Source organism: Stenotrophomonas sp. LC732, from assembly GCF_052446685.1.
In the GTDB taxonomy this organism is placed as follows: domain Bacteria; phylum Pseudomonadota; class Gammaproteobacteria; order Xanthomonadales; family Xanthomonadaceae; genus Stenotrophomonas; species Stenotrophomonas muris.
In genome coordinates, this window is sequence record NZ_CP199214.1 from 2217710 (window position 1) to 2231390 (window position 13681).

At 65.6% G+C, this 13681-nt stretch carries 16 protein-coding genes; 6 read left to right on the forward strand and 10 right to left on the reverse strand.

Going from position 1 to position 13681, the window contains the following annotated elements:
• Positions 1-11 precede the first annotated feature (11 nt).
• Both ACT6SE_RS10635 and ACT6SE_RS10640 read right to left on the reverse strand, forming a co-directional pair.
• Positions 12-1070 carry an ABC transporter substrate-binding protein gene (locus ACT6SE_RS10635; RefSeq protein WP_046430760.1) on the reverse strand — a complete coding sequence of 353 codons (1059 nt, stop codon included), beginning with the start codon at positions 1068-1070 and terminating at the stop codon, positions 12-14.
• Positions 1071-1145: 75 nt separating this feature from the next.
• Complete coding sequence (locus ACT6SE_RS10640) at positions 1146-2267, reverse strand: 4-oxalomesaconate tautomerase (RefSeq protein WP_014647220.1); 1122 nt, start codon at positions 2265-2267, stop codon at positions 1146-1148.
• Positions 2268-2376: 109 nt separating this feature from the next.
• Here ACT6SE_RS10640 and ACT6SE_RS10645 point away from each other — a divergent pair, with 109 nt between their 5' ends.
• Positions 2377-3279, forward strand: a complete 903-nt coding sequence (locus tag ACT6SE_RS10645; RefSeq protein WP_010485668.1) for a LysR family transcriptional regulator — start codon at positions 2377-2379, stop codon at positions 3277-3279.
• Between the two features lie 13 nt (positions 3280-3292).
• Here the strand turns inward: ACT6SE_RS10645 and ACT6SE_RS10650 are convergent, their stop codons facing one another.
• The 3 genes from ACT6SE_RS10650 to ACT6SE_RS10660 form a co-directional block, all read right to left on the reverse strand.
• Positions 3293-3859: a hypothetical protein gene (locus tag ACT6SE_RS10650; protein ID WP_032958916.1), complete on the reverse strand. Its 567-nt coding sequence runs from the start codon at positions 3857-3859 to the stop codon at positions 3293-3295.
• Between the two features lie 10 nt (positions 3860-3869).
• Positions 3870-4397, reverse strand: a complete 528-nt coding sequence (locus tag ACT6SE_RS10655; RefSeq protein ID WP_180836014.1) for a hypothetical protein — start codon at positions 4395-4397, stop codon at positions 3870-3872.
• 129 nt (positions 4398-4526) lie between these two features.
• On the reverse strand, positions 4527-5054 hold the full coding sequence (locus tag ACT6SE_RS10660) for a DUF6622 family protein (protein ID WP_014647223.1): 528 nt from the start codon (positions 5052-5054) through the stop codon (positions 4527-4529).
• Positions 5055-5291: 237 nt separating this feature from the next.
• Between ACT6SE_RS10660 and ACT6SE_RS10665 the strand changes: the two genes are divergently transcribed.
• Complete coding sequence (locus tag ACT6SE_RS10665) at positions 5292-5570, forward strand: hypothetical protein (RefSeq protein ID WP_046430762.1); 279 nt, start codon at positions 5292-5294, stop codon at positions 5568-5570.
• A 6-nt stretch (positions 5571-5576) separates the two neighbouring features.
• Here ACT6SE_RS10665 and ACT6SE_RS10670 read toward each other — a convergent pair whose 3' ends face one another.
• Both ACT6SE_RS10670 and ACT6SE_RS10675 read right to left on the reverse strand, forming a co-directional pair.
• Complete coding sequence (locus tag ACT6SE_RS10670) at positions 5577-6446, reverse strand: methylenetetrahydrofolate reductase (RefSeq protein WP_046430764.1); 870 nt, start codon at positions 6444-6446, stop codon at positions 5577-5579.
• Positions 6446-7360, reverse strand: coding sequence for a LysR family transcriptional regulator (locus ACT6SE_RS10675; protein WP_014647226.1), 915 nt, complete (start codon positions 7358-7360; stop codon positions 6446-6448). The genes ACT6SE_RS10670 and ACT6SE_RS10675 overlap by 1 nt, the downstream gene beginning before the upstream one ends.
• Before the next feature lie 176 nt (positions 7361-7536).
• Here ACT6SE_RS10675 and msuE point away from each other — a divergent pair, with 176 nt between their 5' ends.
• From msuE to ACT6SE_RS10690, 3 genes are read left to right on the forward strand one after another with little or no spacing between them, the layout of a single operon-like run.
• Positions 7537-8121, forward strand: coding sequence for an FMN reductase (msuE, locus tag ACT6SE_RS10680; protein WP_041863466.1), 585 nt, complete (start codon positions 7537-7539; stop codon positions 8119-8121).
• Between the two features lie 56 nt (positions 8122-8177).
• Positions 8178-9155, forward strand: coding sequence for a DUF1852 domain-containing protein (locus ACT6SE_RS10685; RefSeq protein ID WP_014647228.1), 978 nt, complete (start codon positions 8178-8180; stop codon positions 9153-9155).
• A 38-nt stretch (positions 9156-9193) separates the two neighbouring features.
• The gene (locus ACT6SE_RS10690; RefSeq protein ID WP_014647229.1) at positions 9194-10228 is read left to right on the forward strand and encodes a methionine synthase; all 1035 of its coding nucleotides are present in this window, start codon (positions 9194-9196) and stop codon (positions 10226-10228) included.
• On the opposite strand, the gene ACT6SE_RS10695 is transcribed toward ACT6SE_RS10690, so the two are convergent.
• The 3 genes from ACT6SE_RS10695 to ACT6SE_RS10705 all read right to left on the reverse strand — a co-directional run bounded on the left by ACT6SE_RS10695 (position 10185) and on the right by ACT6SE_RS10705 (position 12193).
• A complete protein-coding gene (locus tag ACT6SE_RS10695) occupies positions 10185-10820 on the reverse strand; it encodes a hypothetical protein (RefSeq protein ID WP_080281843.1) in 636 nt (211 codons plus the stop codon). The two genes, ACT6SE_RS10690 and ACT6SE_RS10695, sit on opposite strands and share 44 nt — an antisense overlap.
• A 65-nt stretch (positions 10821-10885) precedes the next feature.
• Positions 10886-11701: a S1 family peptidase gene (locus ACT6SE_RS10700; protein WP_046430807.1), complete on the reverse strand. Its 816-nt coding sequence runs from the start codon at positions 11699-11701 to the stop codon at positions 10886-10888.
• A 135-nt stretch (positions 11702-11836) separates the two neighbouring features.
• Positions 11837-12193, reverse strand: a complete 357-nt coding sequence (locus ACT6SE_RS10705; RefSeq protein ID WP_088375214.1) for an excalibur calcium-binding domain-containing protein — start codon at positions 12191-12193, stop codon at positions 11837-11839.
• A 483-nt stretch (positions 12194-12676) separates the two neighbouring features.
• On the opposite strand from ACT6SE_RS10705, the gene ACT6SE_RS10710 reads away from it, so the two are divergent.
• A complete protein-coding gene (locus ACT6SE_RS10710) occupies positions 12677-13678 on the forward strand; it encodes an NUDIX hydrolase (RefSeq protein ID WP_046430775.1) in 1002 nt (333 codons plus the stop codon).
• The last annotated feature ends 3 nt before the right edge of the window (positions 13679-13681 follow it).

The window sequence follows — 13681 nt, forward strand, 5'->3', positions numbered from 1 at the left end:
TTTACCTCCGCTTACGGTTGGGCAGCCGGCGCCGCAGCGTTGGCACGCTCGACGAAGGCATTGGTATAGGTCCGGGACAGATCGATATCGGCCTTGGCGACATCCGTGTTGAACTCACGCAGCACCTTCAGCGGTGTTTCCAGATCGGCAGGCGTGAAGTGACCGTCCCGGGTGAAGATCGCGCGCGCGTTCTCCACCGCGCGGGCATAGGTGGCGCGGTCACCGGAGACGTAGCTGTCCGGCAGCGCGGCCACGATGTCTTCAGCACTGTTGTCGGCGATGAACTTCAAGGCCATCTGCTCGGCGCGGGCGATCTTCTCGGCCGCTTCGGGTCGCGTGTCCAGGAAGCTCTGGTTGGCGTACATCACCGAGGTCGGGTACAGGCCGCCATAGACCTGGTGGGCGCCGTCGGCGCTGCGCGCGTCGAGGATGATCCTGCCGACCTTGCGCTCGGTGATCAGGGTGGCGGCAGGATCATAGTTGACGAGCAGGTCGATCTTGCCCTGCTCGAGCGCGGCCACCGCTGCGGCGCCCGAGCCGACGCCGATCAACGAGATGCTGTCGGCCGGAATATCGTGCTGGGCGAGGAAGTGACGGACGAAGAAGTCGGACGAGGAGCCCGGCGCGGTGATCCCGACCTTCTGGCCCTTGATGGTCTCCGGGCGCGCCGGATCGAAGGTGGCATCCTCGCGGCCGGCCATCACCAGGCCGGAGTTGCGCGAGAGCAGTACGAAGGCCACCACGTCCTTGCCCTTGGCCTGCATCTGGATGGTGTGGTCGTAGAAGCCGACGGCCACGTCGGTGGAATTGGCCACCAGCGCCTGCAATACCTTGGAGCCGCCCTGGGCGAAGTTCTCGGTCTTCACCTGCAGGCCGACGTCCTTGAAGTACCCCTTGGCGTCGGCGATGAAGAACGGCAGGTTGTTGAGGTTGTAGGAGCCGACGCTGATGCGTACCGGTGCATTGTCGCCACCGCCGGCGGATGCGCCTTCGCTGCGCCCGCTGTTGCTGCATCCGGCCGCGGCCAGACCGGCCGCGCACAGCGCGGCCAAGAAGAACTGCTTGTACATCATCCCTCCCAGGAGTGAAGCATCTACGTTGTAATGGCGGGCATGCGCGTCTACGCAGGCCCGTCCGGGTTCAGATCATGCCGCTGACGTCCATTGGCGGGCTTGGGTGGCACTGGCCGTGGCGGGCGCGGGCGAAGTCGCGTACACGCGCCCCTCGAACAAGCGGCGTGCGGTGCGGACCACGCTGGCAATCACCGGCGAATCGCCCGAGCTGCGACTGAGGCCCACCTCCAGGGCCCCACTCGGATGTTCGAGGGTAATGCTGCCGGGAACGGACCGGCATCCGACCAAAGTGTGGGCCAGCGTGCCCGGCGTGACGGCGGCGGTGGCCAGGCCGACCGCACCGGTAATGGCCAGTGCGGTGTGGCATTGGTGCGGCATGAAATAGCGCACCTGTAGATCGCCGCCCTGTTGCGGCGCCGACAGCAGCACCGGCTTGGGAATGACCTTGTTGCCGGCGTCGGCGATGCCCATGCGGGCGCCCGCCTCGATGCGCAGCGCTTCCAGCCGGCGCATGAACGCCGCGTCCGCGTTCAGTTCGGCGGGCGAGGCATCACCGCGCACGCCCAGGTCTTCGGCACGCACCAGCATCATCGGCATGGCGCAGTCCACCAGGCTGGCCGGCACGCCATTGATGGTTTCCTGCGCATGCCCGCTGGGCAGCAGCTTGCCGGTGCGGGCGCCTGCCGCATCAAGGAAGGACAGCCTGACCGGCGCGGCTGAGCCCGGCGCGCCGGCAATGCGCGTATCACCGCGGTAGGCCACAGTGCCGCCCGGCGTTTCCACCGTGGCGATGATCAGCTTGCCGGTATTGACGTTGTGGATGCGCACCTCGGTCTGCGGATCCTGCGCCTGCACCAGCCCACGCTCGATGGCATACGGGCCGACGGCCGCCAGCATGTTGCCGCAGTTGGGCGAGGTATCCACCACCTGCTGCTCCACCCGGACCTGGGCGAACAGGTAGTCCACGTCAGCGTCCGCCCGGCTCGAGCGGTCGATGATCGCCACCTTGCTGGTCAGTGCGTTGCCACCGCCGATGCCGTCGATCTGCAACGGATGGCCCGAGCCCATCACTTCCAGCAGCAGGCGATCCCGTTCGGCGGTGTCCGCCGGCAGGTCGCTGGCCAGGAAGAACGGGCCCTTGGAGGTGCCGCCGCGCATGAGCACGCAGGGAATGCTGAGCAGATCGTTGGACATACGTGTGCTAGATTGATGCGTATAGGGGATGAATGACCCCTCTGTGATTCGATACTGGCATGACCCTAATTGATCTGTGAATTGCTGATTTTTGGATGATTGATACCCAATGAGCATCAATTGCGAAATCCTGGATCTACGCGCGTTCCTGCTGGTATCGGAGACACGCAGCTTCCATCGCGCCGCTGAAATCCTGCACGTCTCCCAGCCGGCGCTCAGCCGACGGATACAGAAGCTGGAGCAGGCCGTGGGTTCGCCGCTGCTGGAGCGCACCACGCGCAGCGTCAGTACCACCGCTGTCGGCGAGAACCTGCTGCCACTGGTGCGCCGCATGCTGGAGGAATTCGATGGCTCGCTGTTCTCGCTGCGCGGCCGCGAAGACACCCGCGGCGCCACCGTGACCATCGCGTGCCTGCCGACGGCGGCGTTCTACTTCCTGCCCAGCGTGATGGCGCGTTTCCACGAAGCACACCCGAACGTGCGCTTCCGCATTCTGGATATCCCGGCCACGGAGGGTCTGCAGGCAGTGGAACGTGGTGAAGTCGAGTTCGGCATCAACTTCATGGGCGCCAACGATCCGAATCTCGACTTCGACGTGCTGGCCGAGGATCCCTTCGTCCTCGCCTGCCGGCGCGATCATCCGCTGGCCCGCAAGCGCAAAGTGGAATGGGCTGATCTGGCCGAGCACCAGCTGATCACCGTGCATCGCACCAGCGGTAACCGCACGCTGCTGGACGGCGCGCTGGCGCGCGAGAACCTCAAGTTGAGCTGGCACTACGAGGTGACGCACCTGTCGACGTCACTGGGCATGGTCGAGGCCGGCATCGGCGTGTCGGTGCTACCGAAGATGGCCACGCCGGACGGGGATCACCCCACCCTGGTGACGCGCGCGATCGGCAACCCGGTGGTGTCGCGCACGATCGGCATCGTCCGCCGACGGGGCGCCCTGCTCTCGCCCACGGCGGAGCGATTCCTTCAGATGCTGATGAGCCAGTGGCGTGGGGAGGCGTGAGCAACCGCGCGGTTCACGCGCTTGTGCTGTCCTGGCTCCAGGCGAATGTGCTGCTGCCACCCATCAATCGGGCCGTCTGCATCGACCATTCCTGCAGAAGCTGCCGCGCGCCTGATTCGCCACCTCGCCCGATTGCCTCCAGCATCCTGTCCAGTCTTCCGCGGATCGCGCTGGACACCGGCAGTGCGAGCAGATTCTTCAGTGCAGCGTCTGCGGCCGGGAAATCGCCCAGGCGAATGGTGGACAGGTACTTCACCCATTGGCAGTAATCGCCCTCGAAACCGGCCTCTTCAACATACATCAGAAGGTCCGCAGCTGTTCTCACCCCTTCGAGCATTGCGAGGTGAGCCTCGTGCGTGCCGCGGAAAAAGTCCTTTGGATCTTCCGGGCAAGCGACCCTCTGGCCGAGAGACATATGCAGGTGTGGCAGGCCGTCATAGACCGGAAGTGCGAAGGTCCATACATAGATGGAGGACGGCGCTGGGTCCATGGCAAACCCGGAGATCACATCGCGCGTGTACGAAACAATCAGAAAGTTGCCAACCACCCGCAACCCAGCCTTCCTGGCGTTCCGTTTCATTGTCCACAGATCAATGGATCTCATGCGTGCGCCCGACGGTTGGCGACGGCATAGGACTTTCAATGTTCAACTGGATGCCCTGCACCATTCGCCTTCCGTCGCGCAGGACAACAAGGGCTCGATCCAGATCGCGCCTTGCAATGGAAATCGATCTCTGACCAAGCGATTGAGCGACCTCGCACTGCGAGAAGAAGATGTCATAGGTCTCCATCAACTCGGCATGAAACAGCTGATTGGGGGCGTTGTCGATCACCCTGGAGAGGTCCGTCATGAAATTCCATGCATCCACGACCTCCCCGGGGTCGACCTCCCGCCCTGAATCTACAGACGAGATCAGCGAGTCGAGGTCAATGACGGACTCTCCTTCCCAGTCCAGGACTCGGCCGCGCGCGGCAACCTGACCCTCCAGCCCTTCCTTGCTGCTATCGCAGACAGGCCTTCCATTGCTGGACATCACCCGATCATGGTCACCTGATACCCAGGCAAACCAGATGATCCGCATTCCCCCTGCAACGCCGACCGGATATATCGCTTCCACTATCGATTCCTGCTCAGATGGTTCCATCCATCCCGGGCTCTCACGGGAGGTACAGCCGCTCCGATGGTAACGCCAAACTCGATTGCCGATGACCTGCGGAGCCTCCAGCGACCGGCACTACCAGGTCAATCAACCTGCGGTTTCCAGCCCCTTCCCCGCCGCATCCATCCGCAGCGAGGCCAGGTAGCGACAGTACTTGCCCACGAAGACGCCAGTGAACCCGCCGGTCAGCAGCAGGTAGGCGGCGCTGAAGCCGGCACTGGTGGTCAGCGTCGGCGACACCGCAAATGCGACCTCGAAGCCGTACTTCACCAGGAAGGTGACCAGCAGCAGCGGCAGCAGGCTGAAGTCCGCGCTGCGCCAGAGCTTGCCGGTGCTGCGGTCCAGCGTCAGCTTCAATCGACTCAACAGCAGCCAGGCAAGCGCGGCCCCCGTGGCGATGCCGGCCAGCCACTCGCTCCAGGCGATCAGCGACGCGCCGAAACGATGGCTGATCGACCACGCACCCCAGACGGCAAACAGGCCGGGCACGATCGCCAGCTTCTGCAGCGAGGTCTGGGCCGGCTTCATGGCGGCAATGCCACGGGTGACCAGGAAGGCCAGGAGCAGCCAGACCCAGATCGGCGTCTGCGAGGCGAGTTGCTGGAGCATGTTCATGAGCGGTCCCCCTGGTGAGTGGTGGCTGAGTGGTGGCGAGGTGTCCTCGCCTTGGCGCTCACTATTCGCTTCCGCCCGGGTTGCAGCCAGTGACAGCTGTCAGCCATCGCCGGTTACGCCGTGGCGAGCACGCCCTGGCCTGACCCGGCCGGGGCGGGCCGGGCCGGGCCGGGCACATGCTGTTGACGGCCCGGCCCTATGCTGGGGCACTCATTGGAGACCTGCCAGGTAAAAACCATGACGAAGCTGCACACCCTGATACTGACCGGCGCCCTGCTTGCGCTGAGCCCCCTGGCCTCGGCCGAGACCGTGAATCTGACCAACAGTGCCGAGGGTGCCAACCGCGATGTCGGCATCACTGCGGTCAAGAAGAAGCTGCAGGACGCGTGTACCGAGCGCAAGGGCTCGCCCGACACCGCCTCGTTCGAGGTGGTCTTCGAGAAGACCAACCCGAACCCGAGCGTGCCCAAGCCCTACTACGTGGACGGAAAGATGAAGTGCGACCTGCCGGGCTGAGGCGATTCAACCATCGGTGCCGGAAATGCGCCGCCGGTACTGCGCCACCCACTCCAGCGACGGCGCAACGCCGCCGAACGGGAAGAAATGTGGGCTGACCTGGCCATGGGCGCGGGTCAGCCCCTTCACGAGGCGATCGACGAACACCTCCGGCCCTGCCGTGCCGAGCAGCCGGCCGATCGAGATGCCATACCGGGCCAGCATCGATGCACTGGCGCCCACGCCGCACATCGCGGCGTAGCGCAGCAGGCGAGAGACGCTGGCCGGGCCCGGCACGCCGACCAGCACCGGGACGCTGATGCCACGCGCGCGCAGTGCATCCAGCCAGGCCAGCACGGCATCGGCATCGAAGGCGAACTGGGTGACGATCAAGGGGGCCATGCCGCGCGCTTCGATGCTCTGGCATTTACGCTCAAGCGCCTGCCAGCGTTCGTCACTGCTCATTACCGGATGCCCTTCCGGGTGTCCGCCGATACCAACGACCTTGATCCCGGAGTGCTCCAGAAGACCGGTCTGGATGATCGAAGCACTGTCGGCAAACGGCCCAGCGGGCGTGGCCAGGTCGCCCGCGATCAGCAGGCAACGCGCGACCCCGGCGTCGCCGGCCGCACGCTCCAGGAAGCGCGCAAGCGATGCGGCTGACCGGATGCGGCGGGCAGAGAGATGCGGCATCGGCTCGAATCCGAGCGCGCGCACGGTGCGCACGGCGGCCAGGCGGGCGTCGTCATCCTCGCTGGCCAGCCAGGGAATGGAGATGACCGTACCGCGCGGGATCCGATCCGCCTCGGCGCGCAGCGCAGGCATGGCCTTCGCGCTGACTTCCAGTGAAAAAGCGTTGATGAAGGCTTCCGCGTGCGCTGAGGTACCGGCCGGCATCAGCGCGCCTCGCGTGCATTGCCGGCAAGCGGCGAGCTGTTGCGGGCCAGTTCGATGAAGGCCTGCAGGTAGTCGATACCGGTATCGGCCTCGCGCGCACCCAGGTAGATCTGCTTGGGGATGCCCTTGGCGCCCAGCCGTACGGGCACCACGTCCATGCGCGTGGCGTACTCCTCCACCAGCCAGCGCGGCATGGCAGCCACGCCGCGGCCGCTGGCCACCATCTGCATCATGATGTCGGTGGTTTCGATGGCCTTGTGGCGCCGCGGGGTGATGCCGGCCGGCAGCAGGAACTGGTTGTAGATGTCCAGGCGCTCGAACGGCACCGGGTAGCTGATCAGCACTTCCTGGCCGAGCTGGCGCGGCTTTACGTGGTCCACCTTGGCCAGGGCGTGGTTGCTGGCCACCACCAGCACCTGCTCGTAATCGAACACGGGGATGAACTTCAGGCCCGGCTTCAGCAGTGGATCGGGCGTGACCAGCAAGTCGATCTCGTAACCGAACAATGCGCCGATGCCACCGAACTGGAACTTCTGCTTGACGTCCACATCCACGTCCGGCCACGCCGCCAGGTAGGGAGAGACGATCTTCAGCAGCCACTGGTAGCACGGATGGCATTCCATGCCGATGCGCAACGCGCCGCGCTCGCCCTGCGCGAACTGGCCCAACCGCTCCTCGGCCAGGTCCAGCTGCGGCAGTACCCGGTTGGCGACCGCCAGCAGGTACTGCCCGGCCTGGGTCAGGCGCAGGCTGCGGCCCTCGCGCAGCCAGACATCGGTGCCCAGCTGCTGCTCCAGCTTTTTCATGCTGTGGCTGAGCGCCGACTGGGTCAGGTTGAGCACGCCGGCGGCCGCGGTGAGCGAGCCCTGCTGTTCGACCTGCTGCACGATGCTGAGGTGGATCCGTTCCAACATGACGATGAATCTCATTCATGGATTGGTGAAGTAATACCATTTTACGTCATGGAAGGGCATGGCTAGGATCGGGTCATGCCTTCGGTTGCCTGCCAGCCTGCTGACCCAGCCGGCCTGCAGGGCTGCGCACCTGCAGATGCCCGAAGGCGCTCCCCTCCCCCGCTGATAGCGAACAGATGACCCGCCCCCTCCGTATCGTCGCCGTTTCCGGCGGACTGCAACGCCCCTCCCGGGCCGCCGCCCTGGCCGAGCATCTGCTGGACCTGATCGGCGAGGACATCCACAGCGAACAGCAGCTGATCGAACTCGGTGAGCTGGCACCGCAGCTGGCCGGTGCGCTGTGGCGCTCGCAGCTGCCCGAGGCCGTGGAGCGGCAGCTGGTTGCGGTTGAACAGGCCGACGTCCTGGTGGTGGCCACGCCGGTCTACCGCGGCTCCTACACCGGCCTGTTCAAGCACTTCTTCGACTTCATCGACCAGGATGCGCTGGTCGACACCCCGATCCTGCTGGCCGCCACCGGCGGCAGCGAGCGCCACGCCCTTGTGATCGACCACCAGCTGCGCCCGCTCTTCAGCTTCTTCCAGGCCCGCACCCTGCCCCTGGGCGTCTACGCCACCGACCGCGATTTCGCCGAGGGCCGCGTGCACAACGACGCACTGATCCAGCGTGCGCGACTGGCCGTGCAGCGGGCGATGCCCCTGCTGGCGCTGTCCCATCGCGCCGCGCCTCCCGCTACCGCAGAGGCCACCGCAACGCTTTGAATGCCAGACGCCGCCGACCTGCATCTGGATGTCACCCCGCAACCCGGAACGCCGCCATGACGACCGATACCTTCACCTTCAGCATCACGCACATCCCCTTCAACGAGGATTACCAGCCGGCCGAGGGCACGCGCATCACCACCAACTTCGCCAACCTGGCCCGTGGCGCGTCGCGGCGGGAGAACCTGCGCAACACGATCAGCATGATCAACAACCGCTTCAACGACCTGGCACATTGGGACAACCCGAATGCGGACCGCTATGCGGTCGAGCTGGACATCATCACCGTGGAGATGCACATCGACGGCGCCGACGGTAGCGATCCGTTCCCGTTGATCGAAGTGCTGCGGCCGACCATCGTCGATACGCAGACCGGCGTGCGTAGCGAGGGCATCGTTGGCAACAACTTCTCGTCCTACGTGCGCGACTACGACTTCAGCGTCGTGCTGCCGGCCAGCAACGAGGGCAAGGACACCTTCGGCATTCCGGAGGGCTTTGGCGACCTGCACGGCAAGCTGTTCCAGCACTTCCTGCGCTCGGACGCCTACCGCGCCAACTTCAGCAAGGGGCCGGTGATCTGCATCAGTGTTTCCAGCAGCAGGACCTACCACCGCACCGAGAACCATCACCCGATCCTGGGCGTGGAATACCGCCAGGGTGAGTTCTCCCCCACCGACCAGTACTTCGACAAGATGGGCCTGCAGGTGCGCTATTTCATGCCACCGGGCAGCGTCGCGCCGCTGGCGTTCTACTTCCAGGGCGACCTGCTGGGCGATTACTCGAACCTGGAACTGATCGGCACCATCAGCACCATGGAAGCCTTCCAGAAGATCTACCGCCCGGAGATCTACAACGCCAATTCCGTGGCTGGCAAGGTCTACCAGCCCAGCCTGAAGCACCAGGACTACTCCTCCACCCGCATCGTCTACGACCGCGAAGAGCGCAGCCAGCTGGCGGTCAAGCAGGGCAGGTTCACCGAAGAGCACTTCATCAAGCCGTACCGCGCCGTGCTTGAGCAGTGGGCCGCCCGCTGATCCATCGATTTACCAACCGCCCCAGGACACACGACACAATGCCGACGAAGACGCTGCTCCCCACCTCCACCGCAGGCAGCCTGCCCAAACCCTCCTGGCTGGCAGAGCCCGAAACACTCTGGTCACCCTGGAAGCTGCAGGACGAAGCGCTGCTTGAAGGCAAGCAGGACGCCCTTCGCCTGTCCCTGCAGGAACAGCAGCACGCCGGCATTGATATCGTCAGCGACGGCGAGCAGACCCGGCAGCATTTCGTCACCACCTTCATCGAGCATCTCAGCGGCGTCGACTTCGAGAAGCGCGAAACCGTGCGCATCCGCAACCGCTACGACGCCAGCGTGCCGACCGTGGTTGGCGCGGTGAGCCGCCCGAAGCCGGTGTTCGTGGAGGATGCGAAGTTCCTGCGCCGCCAGACCACGCAGCCGATCAAGTGGGCGCTGCCGGGCCCGATGACGATGATCGACACGCTGTACGACGCGCACTACAGGAGCCGCGAGAAGCTGGCCTGGGAGTTCGCGAAGATCCTCAATGAGGAAGCGAAGGAACTGGAGGCCGCCGGCGTTGACATCATCCAGTTCGATGAGCCGGCCTTCAATGTGTTCTTCGACGAGGTGAACGACTGGGGCGTGGCCGCCCTGGAGCGTGCGATCGAAGGGCTGAAGTGCGAGACGGCGGTGCACATCTGCTACGGCTACGGCATCAAGGCCAACACCGACTGGAAGCAGACGCTGGGTTCGGAATGGCGCCAGTACGAGGAGTCGTTCCCGAAGCTGCAGACCTCCAGCCTCGACATCATCTCGCTGGAATGCCACAACTCCCATGTGCCGATCGACCTGATCGAGCTGGTGCGCGGCAAGAAGGTGATGGTCGGTGCCATCGACGTGGCCTCCACCACGGTGGAAACCCCGGAGGACGTGGCCAACACCCTGCGCAGGGCGCTGCAGTTCGTGGACGCCGACAAGCTCTACCCGAGCACCAACTGTGGCATGGCGCCACTGGCGCGCGACGTGGCCAGGGGCAAGCTGCGCGCACTCAGCGCGGGGGCGAGGATCGTGCGCGAAGAACTCTCGGCATAACCCTGGCTGGGGAGGAATTGCCGTTCGAATGTCGGTTTGACGGAGCCTGGCCGGGTATCGACCAGGCTCCACCCCGCCCCTGCACTTCCGGTCGGGTCTTCATCGCGGGCTGTCGCGGCGCCAGTGCCTGCTTGATCCGTACCACCTCCCCCGCCCCGGCCTCGGCCAGGCGGCGGGCCTGCTGCCGTTGTTCCCGCGAAAGCGCGGGCAACGGCGCAGCGCCTGTTTCCGGCGCTACGTCCACCAGGCGTGCCACTGCCTCGCGCAGCCGCAGCTGTGGGCAGAGCCGCGCAGCACACCAGCGCTCGGCGTAGCGCCTGGCCTGCCGCACATTCGTGGCGGCCACCACCTTGGTCTGGGACATCCTGCGTGCATCCAGGTAGACCCGGAAGCCAAGTTCGGCATGCGGCACGATGTTGGCCACCGAGCGCCCGTTCCACCACAGGTCCCAGCGCTCGCCGCTCTGTACCCAGCCGGAGGGCCGGGTGACCGTCATGAACTCTGGAAGATCGAAGGGAGAACTCATGCCGGGAAGGATACGAGCGCCCGTCGCACCGGCTGAGATCCGCACCGTGCGCTTGTTCGAGACCATGAATCGTTAAGGCGCGCTTGCTTCCGCTACGCCTGCTCCGCACCGCCGGGCTACGGGAACAAGAACTAAAGTGACGCGTCACGCTCGATGATGCTTTCGATCCAGTCGATGTAGCGGGACACACGCACGTTGTAGACCACCTGCCCATAGAAACCCGCTTCCAGCGCATGCTCGGGTACGGCGGTGATCCAGGAACCGAGGCCCACCAGCTGCCAGGCCCCATCTTTCTCGATCACCAGCGGGCCGCCGCTGTCGCCGTTGCCGAGCACGCCTTCAAGGGGAAGGCCCTGCGGAGGCGGATCAAACCGGTACCAGAGATAGCGCGTGTTGCCGCCTGTGATCGCGTTGCAGGCCCGCCGCAGCGTCGTACGATGCGGCCCGCCGGGCACCAGGCCAGTCGCACCATTGCCGGTGGCGCCTCTCCCTATCAGGGCGGCAACCTGCGTGACCTCGTCGGCGCCACGGTAGAGTGCGACCGGCGGCACATCGCTCACCGGTGCGGCGAGTTTGATCAGTGCAATGTCATCCGATGCTGCCAGGAACGCGTGGATTTTCGACGCGCTCCCGGTTGCCATCGCTTCCTTGCCCAGCGCCTCGGGCATCCTCCGGTAGCCGGGGTGCAGGAAGACACGCTCGACGCCGTAGCCGTTCCCATTGATGGTGATGGTGGCGCCCCTCCCTTCCATCGGCGCGGCATGCGCGGCGGTAAGCACCCAGCGCGGCGCGATCAGGACGCCGTGCCCCTCGCCCGGCATGTCTGCCAGTGCCGGGAACACCGATGCGTCGATCTGGTACCTGGCATCGTCAACATCATCGCGGATGACCACGGCGCCGGCGGCGAACGGGAGCGTGGCCAATACCAGGAAAATCCAGCGGTTCATGGTTGCTTGCATCCCAGCAGTTCAATCCCAACAGCCTAGGGCATGGCCCTGCCATACGGGGAGATCGTGCGACCAATCCCCGGCGATGGCCGACGAACGCGGGGAAACGGGAGTTGAAGCCAGGCGGGCCATGCCCTACCTGCGGCCCCGATAGGGTTCGCAGCCCACGCCATCATTGTCGCGATCGAGGTGCGGGCCATAGCCCGGATCACCACGCCGTACCGGCGCCGCCCCGGCGGCGCGGGCCTCCGCGCAGTTGGCAAACACCCGGGAACCGCGCGCGGGCGCGGGGGCGAAACTGCTGCGCGGAGTGTCGACGTATCGAGGTGCCGCTGGAGCGCCTCGATGACAGTGATACTCACCCGTTTTCCGGTTGGTGTGGCACCCCTGCTTGTCGAGCCCGCCCGGATGCGCGAGCGCATTGGCGGACAGTGCCAGTGCGAGCATGCCGGATGCAGTCAATACGCTGCAAACGCGGCGTCGTGTGTCCATGCCTTCCCCCTGTCAGGCACTCCTCTGCCAAGGGGAAGGCTAGCATGGTGTCTCGACCGCCAGGCTTGACGCTGCAGCGGCTGCCACTCAACGCAAGTAGTGCTTCAGGAACAGCCAGGTGATCAGCGTCGGCAAGATCAACAAGAAGAAGCTGCGCGTGCTGCACGCCCCGGAGGCAGGCGCCGGCAGTCGCTGATCCCTGGGCGGCCACGGGCTCTGCGCCAATGCGGGGAAATCAATGCACCCGCGCTCCTGTTCCGTCGGTTCCGCCGCATACATCGTGGCTGGCGCCGATCCTCCCTCGCCCCTCGCTCCTACAGTGGATTCGCGGCGACGCACGGCCTGCGCCCCGATGGCAACGCCGCCAAACCCCCACTTTTCGAGCCCACAGGAGCGAGACATGGCACGCCTTTCCCGGACTACCGCTGGCACACCGGCAATGCGCCCGGCCCCCTCCACGCAGGTTGAACGGAGGGGTGCACCATGAACCAGGTCTACGTCGCAGTCTGGGATGGAGCCCACTATCTGGTCGTCCGCAAACGGGTGCTCAACAGCTGGTGGGGCAGCAATTCCGTTGTCGTACTTTCTGCCGAGGCGATGGCCGCTGTGCTGGCCATCCGCAACGCGTCCGGTGGTGGCACAGAGCAGGACTGGGATCTGGTGAAGAAGCTGCTTTCCGGCGCCTGGCGCGCCGCTGGGTCAGTCGCCTACCGCGGCGAACGCACGCTGCCCCGCACCATGGACGCACTGGACCGGGCGCTTGAAAGCGCCGAACGCGCGCATCCGCAAACCGATGACATCGCCATGGAGACGCTGGCCGCTCTGCAGAGCCTGTTCCGCGAGGACGCAAGAACCCCTCCCCCGTTCAGCGCTGCGCGTACGACCTTGCGGGAGCTCTCCATCGCGTTGCCGCCGCCCACCCGGGGTGCGCCGAACTGGGCCGCTGCGTTGATACTGGCACAACGCCTGGTGGCGGAAGTCGGAGCGTGGTCGGATGGCCTGCCCCCGGCGCTGGTGAACCAGGCGGGGCAATGGGCCCTGCCCGGCGGCGGCCGCCTGAACAACGAACGCAAGGAGCGCGCCGCGCGCCGCGAGTTCGAGGAGGAGCTTGGCATCTGGCTTGGGCAGGGACGCGCCGCATGCGATCTGCGTGCCCGGCTGTTTCCGGATGGGGGAGGCAGCTTCTCCCTGGTTCGCTTCCGCACCACGGCCGAGGAGCTCCTGCGGATGGCGCAGGAGGCCGAGAACAACGTCCAGGCCAGTGCCAGCAGCCCTGTGCGCCCCCAGTCCTGCCTGGTGACCGACTGGGAGGTGGCGAGCATCGGACGGGTGCCGGTGGCCAATCTGCGCAATGTCCTCGGGGCACGTGTGGAGGTTCCGGGCGAAGGAACACTGGAGGTTGACGAGGCCCTGGCCAGCGCCAGGCCCGGTAGCCAGGAGATCGACTGGTACCGGGAGATCGCCGCTCTGCTGTCACCCGCCTGAGCC

Excerpts from the sequence above, each read along its gene's own strand:
- ACT6SE_RS10635 (WP_046430760.1), bottom strand. The coding sequence starts at position 1,070 with ATGTACAAGCAGTTCTTCTTGGCCGCGCTGTGCGCGGCCGGTCTGGCC.
- ACT6SE_RS10640 (WP_014647220.1), bottom strand. The coding sequence starts at position 2,267 with ATGTCCAACGATCTGCTCAGCATTCCCTGCGTGCTCATGCGCGGCGGC.
- ACT6SE_RS10645 (WP_010485668.1), top strand. The coding sequence starts at position 2,377 with ATGAGCATCAATTGCGAAATCCTGGATCTACGCGCGTTCCTGCTGGTA.
- ACT6SE_RS10650 (WP_032958916.1), bottom strand. The coding sequence starts at position 3,859 with ATGAAACGGAACGCCAGGAAGGCTGGGTTGCGGGTGGTTGGCAACTTT.
- ACT6SE_RS10660 (WP_014647223.1), bottom strand. The coding sequence starts at position 5,054 with ATGAACATGCTCCAGCAACTCGCCTCGCAGACGCCGATCTGGGTCTGG.
- ACT6SE_RS10665 (WP_046430762.1), top strand. The coding sequence starts at position 5,292 with ATGACGAAGCTGCACACCCTGATACTGACCGGCGCCCTGCTTGCGCTG.
- ACT6SE_RS10670 (WP_046430764.1), bottom strand. The coding sequence starts at position 6,446 with ATGCCGGCCGGTACCTCAGCGCACGCGGAAGCCTTCATCAACGCTTTT.
- ACT6SE_RS10675 (WP_014647226.1), bottom strand. The coding sequence starts at position 7,360 with ATGTTGGAACGGATCCACCTCAGCATCGTGCAGCAGGTCGAACAGCAG.
- msuE (WP_041863466.1), top strand. The coding sequence starts at position 7,537 with ATGACCCGCCCCCTCCGTATCGTCGCCGTTTCCGGCGGACTGCAACGC.
- ACT6SE_RS10685 (WP_014647228.1), top strand. The coding sequence starts at position 8,178 with ATGACGACCGATACCTTCACCTTCAGCATCACGCACATCCCCTTCAAC.
- ACT6SE_RS10690 (WP_014647229.1), top strand. The coding sequence starts at position 9,194 with ATGCCGACGAAGACGCTGCTCCCCACCTCCACCGCAGGCAGCCTGCCC.
- ACT6SE_RS10695 (WP_080281843.1), bottom strand. The coding sequence starts at position 10,820 with ATGGTCTCGAACAAGCGCACGGTGCGGATCTCAGCCGGTGCGACGGGC.
- ACT6SE_RS10700 (WP_046430807.1), bottom strand. The coding sequence starts at position 11,701 with ATGAACCGCTGGATTTTCCTGGTATTGGCCACGCTCCCGTTCGCCGCC.
- ACT6SE_RS10705 (WP_088375214.1), bottom strand. The coding sequence starts at position 12,193 with ATGGACACACGACGCCGCGTTTGCAGCGTATTGACTGCATCCGGCATG.
- ACT6SE_RS10710 (WP_046430775.1), top strand. The coding sequence starts at position 12,677 with ATGAACCAGGTCTACGTCGCAGTCTGGGATGGAGCCCACTATCTGGTC.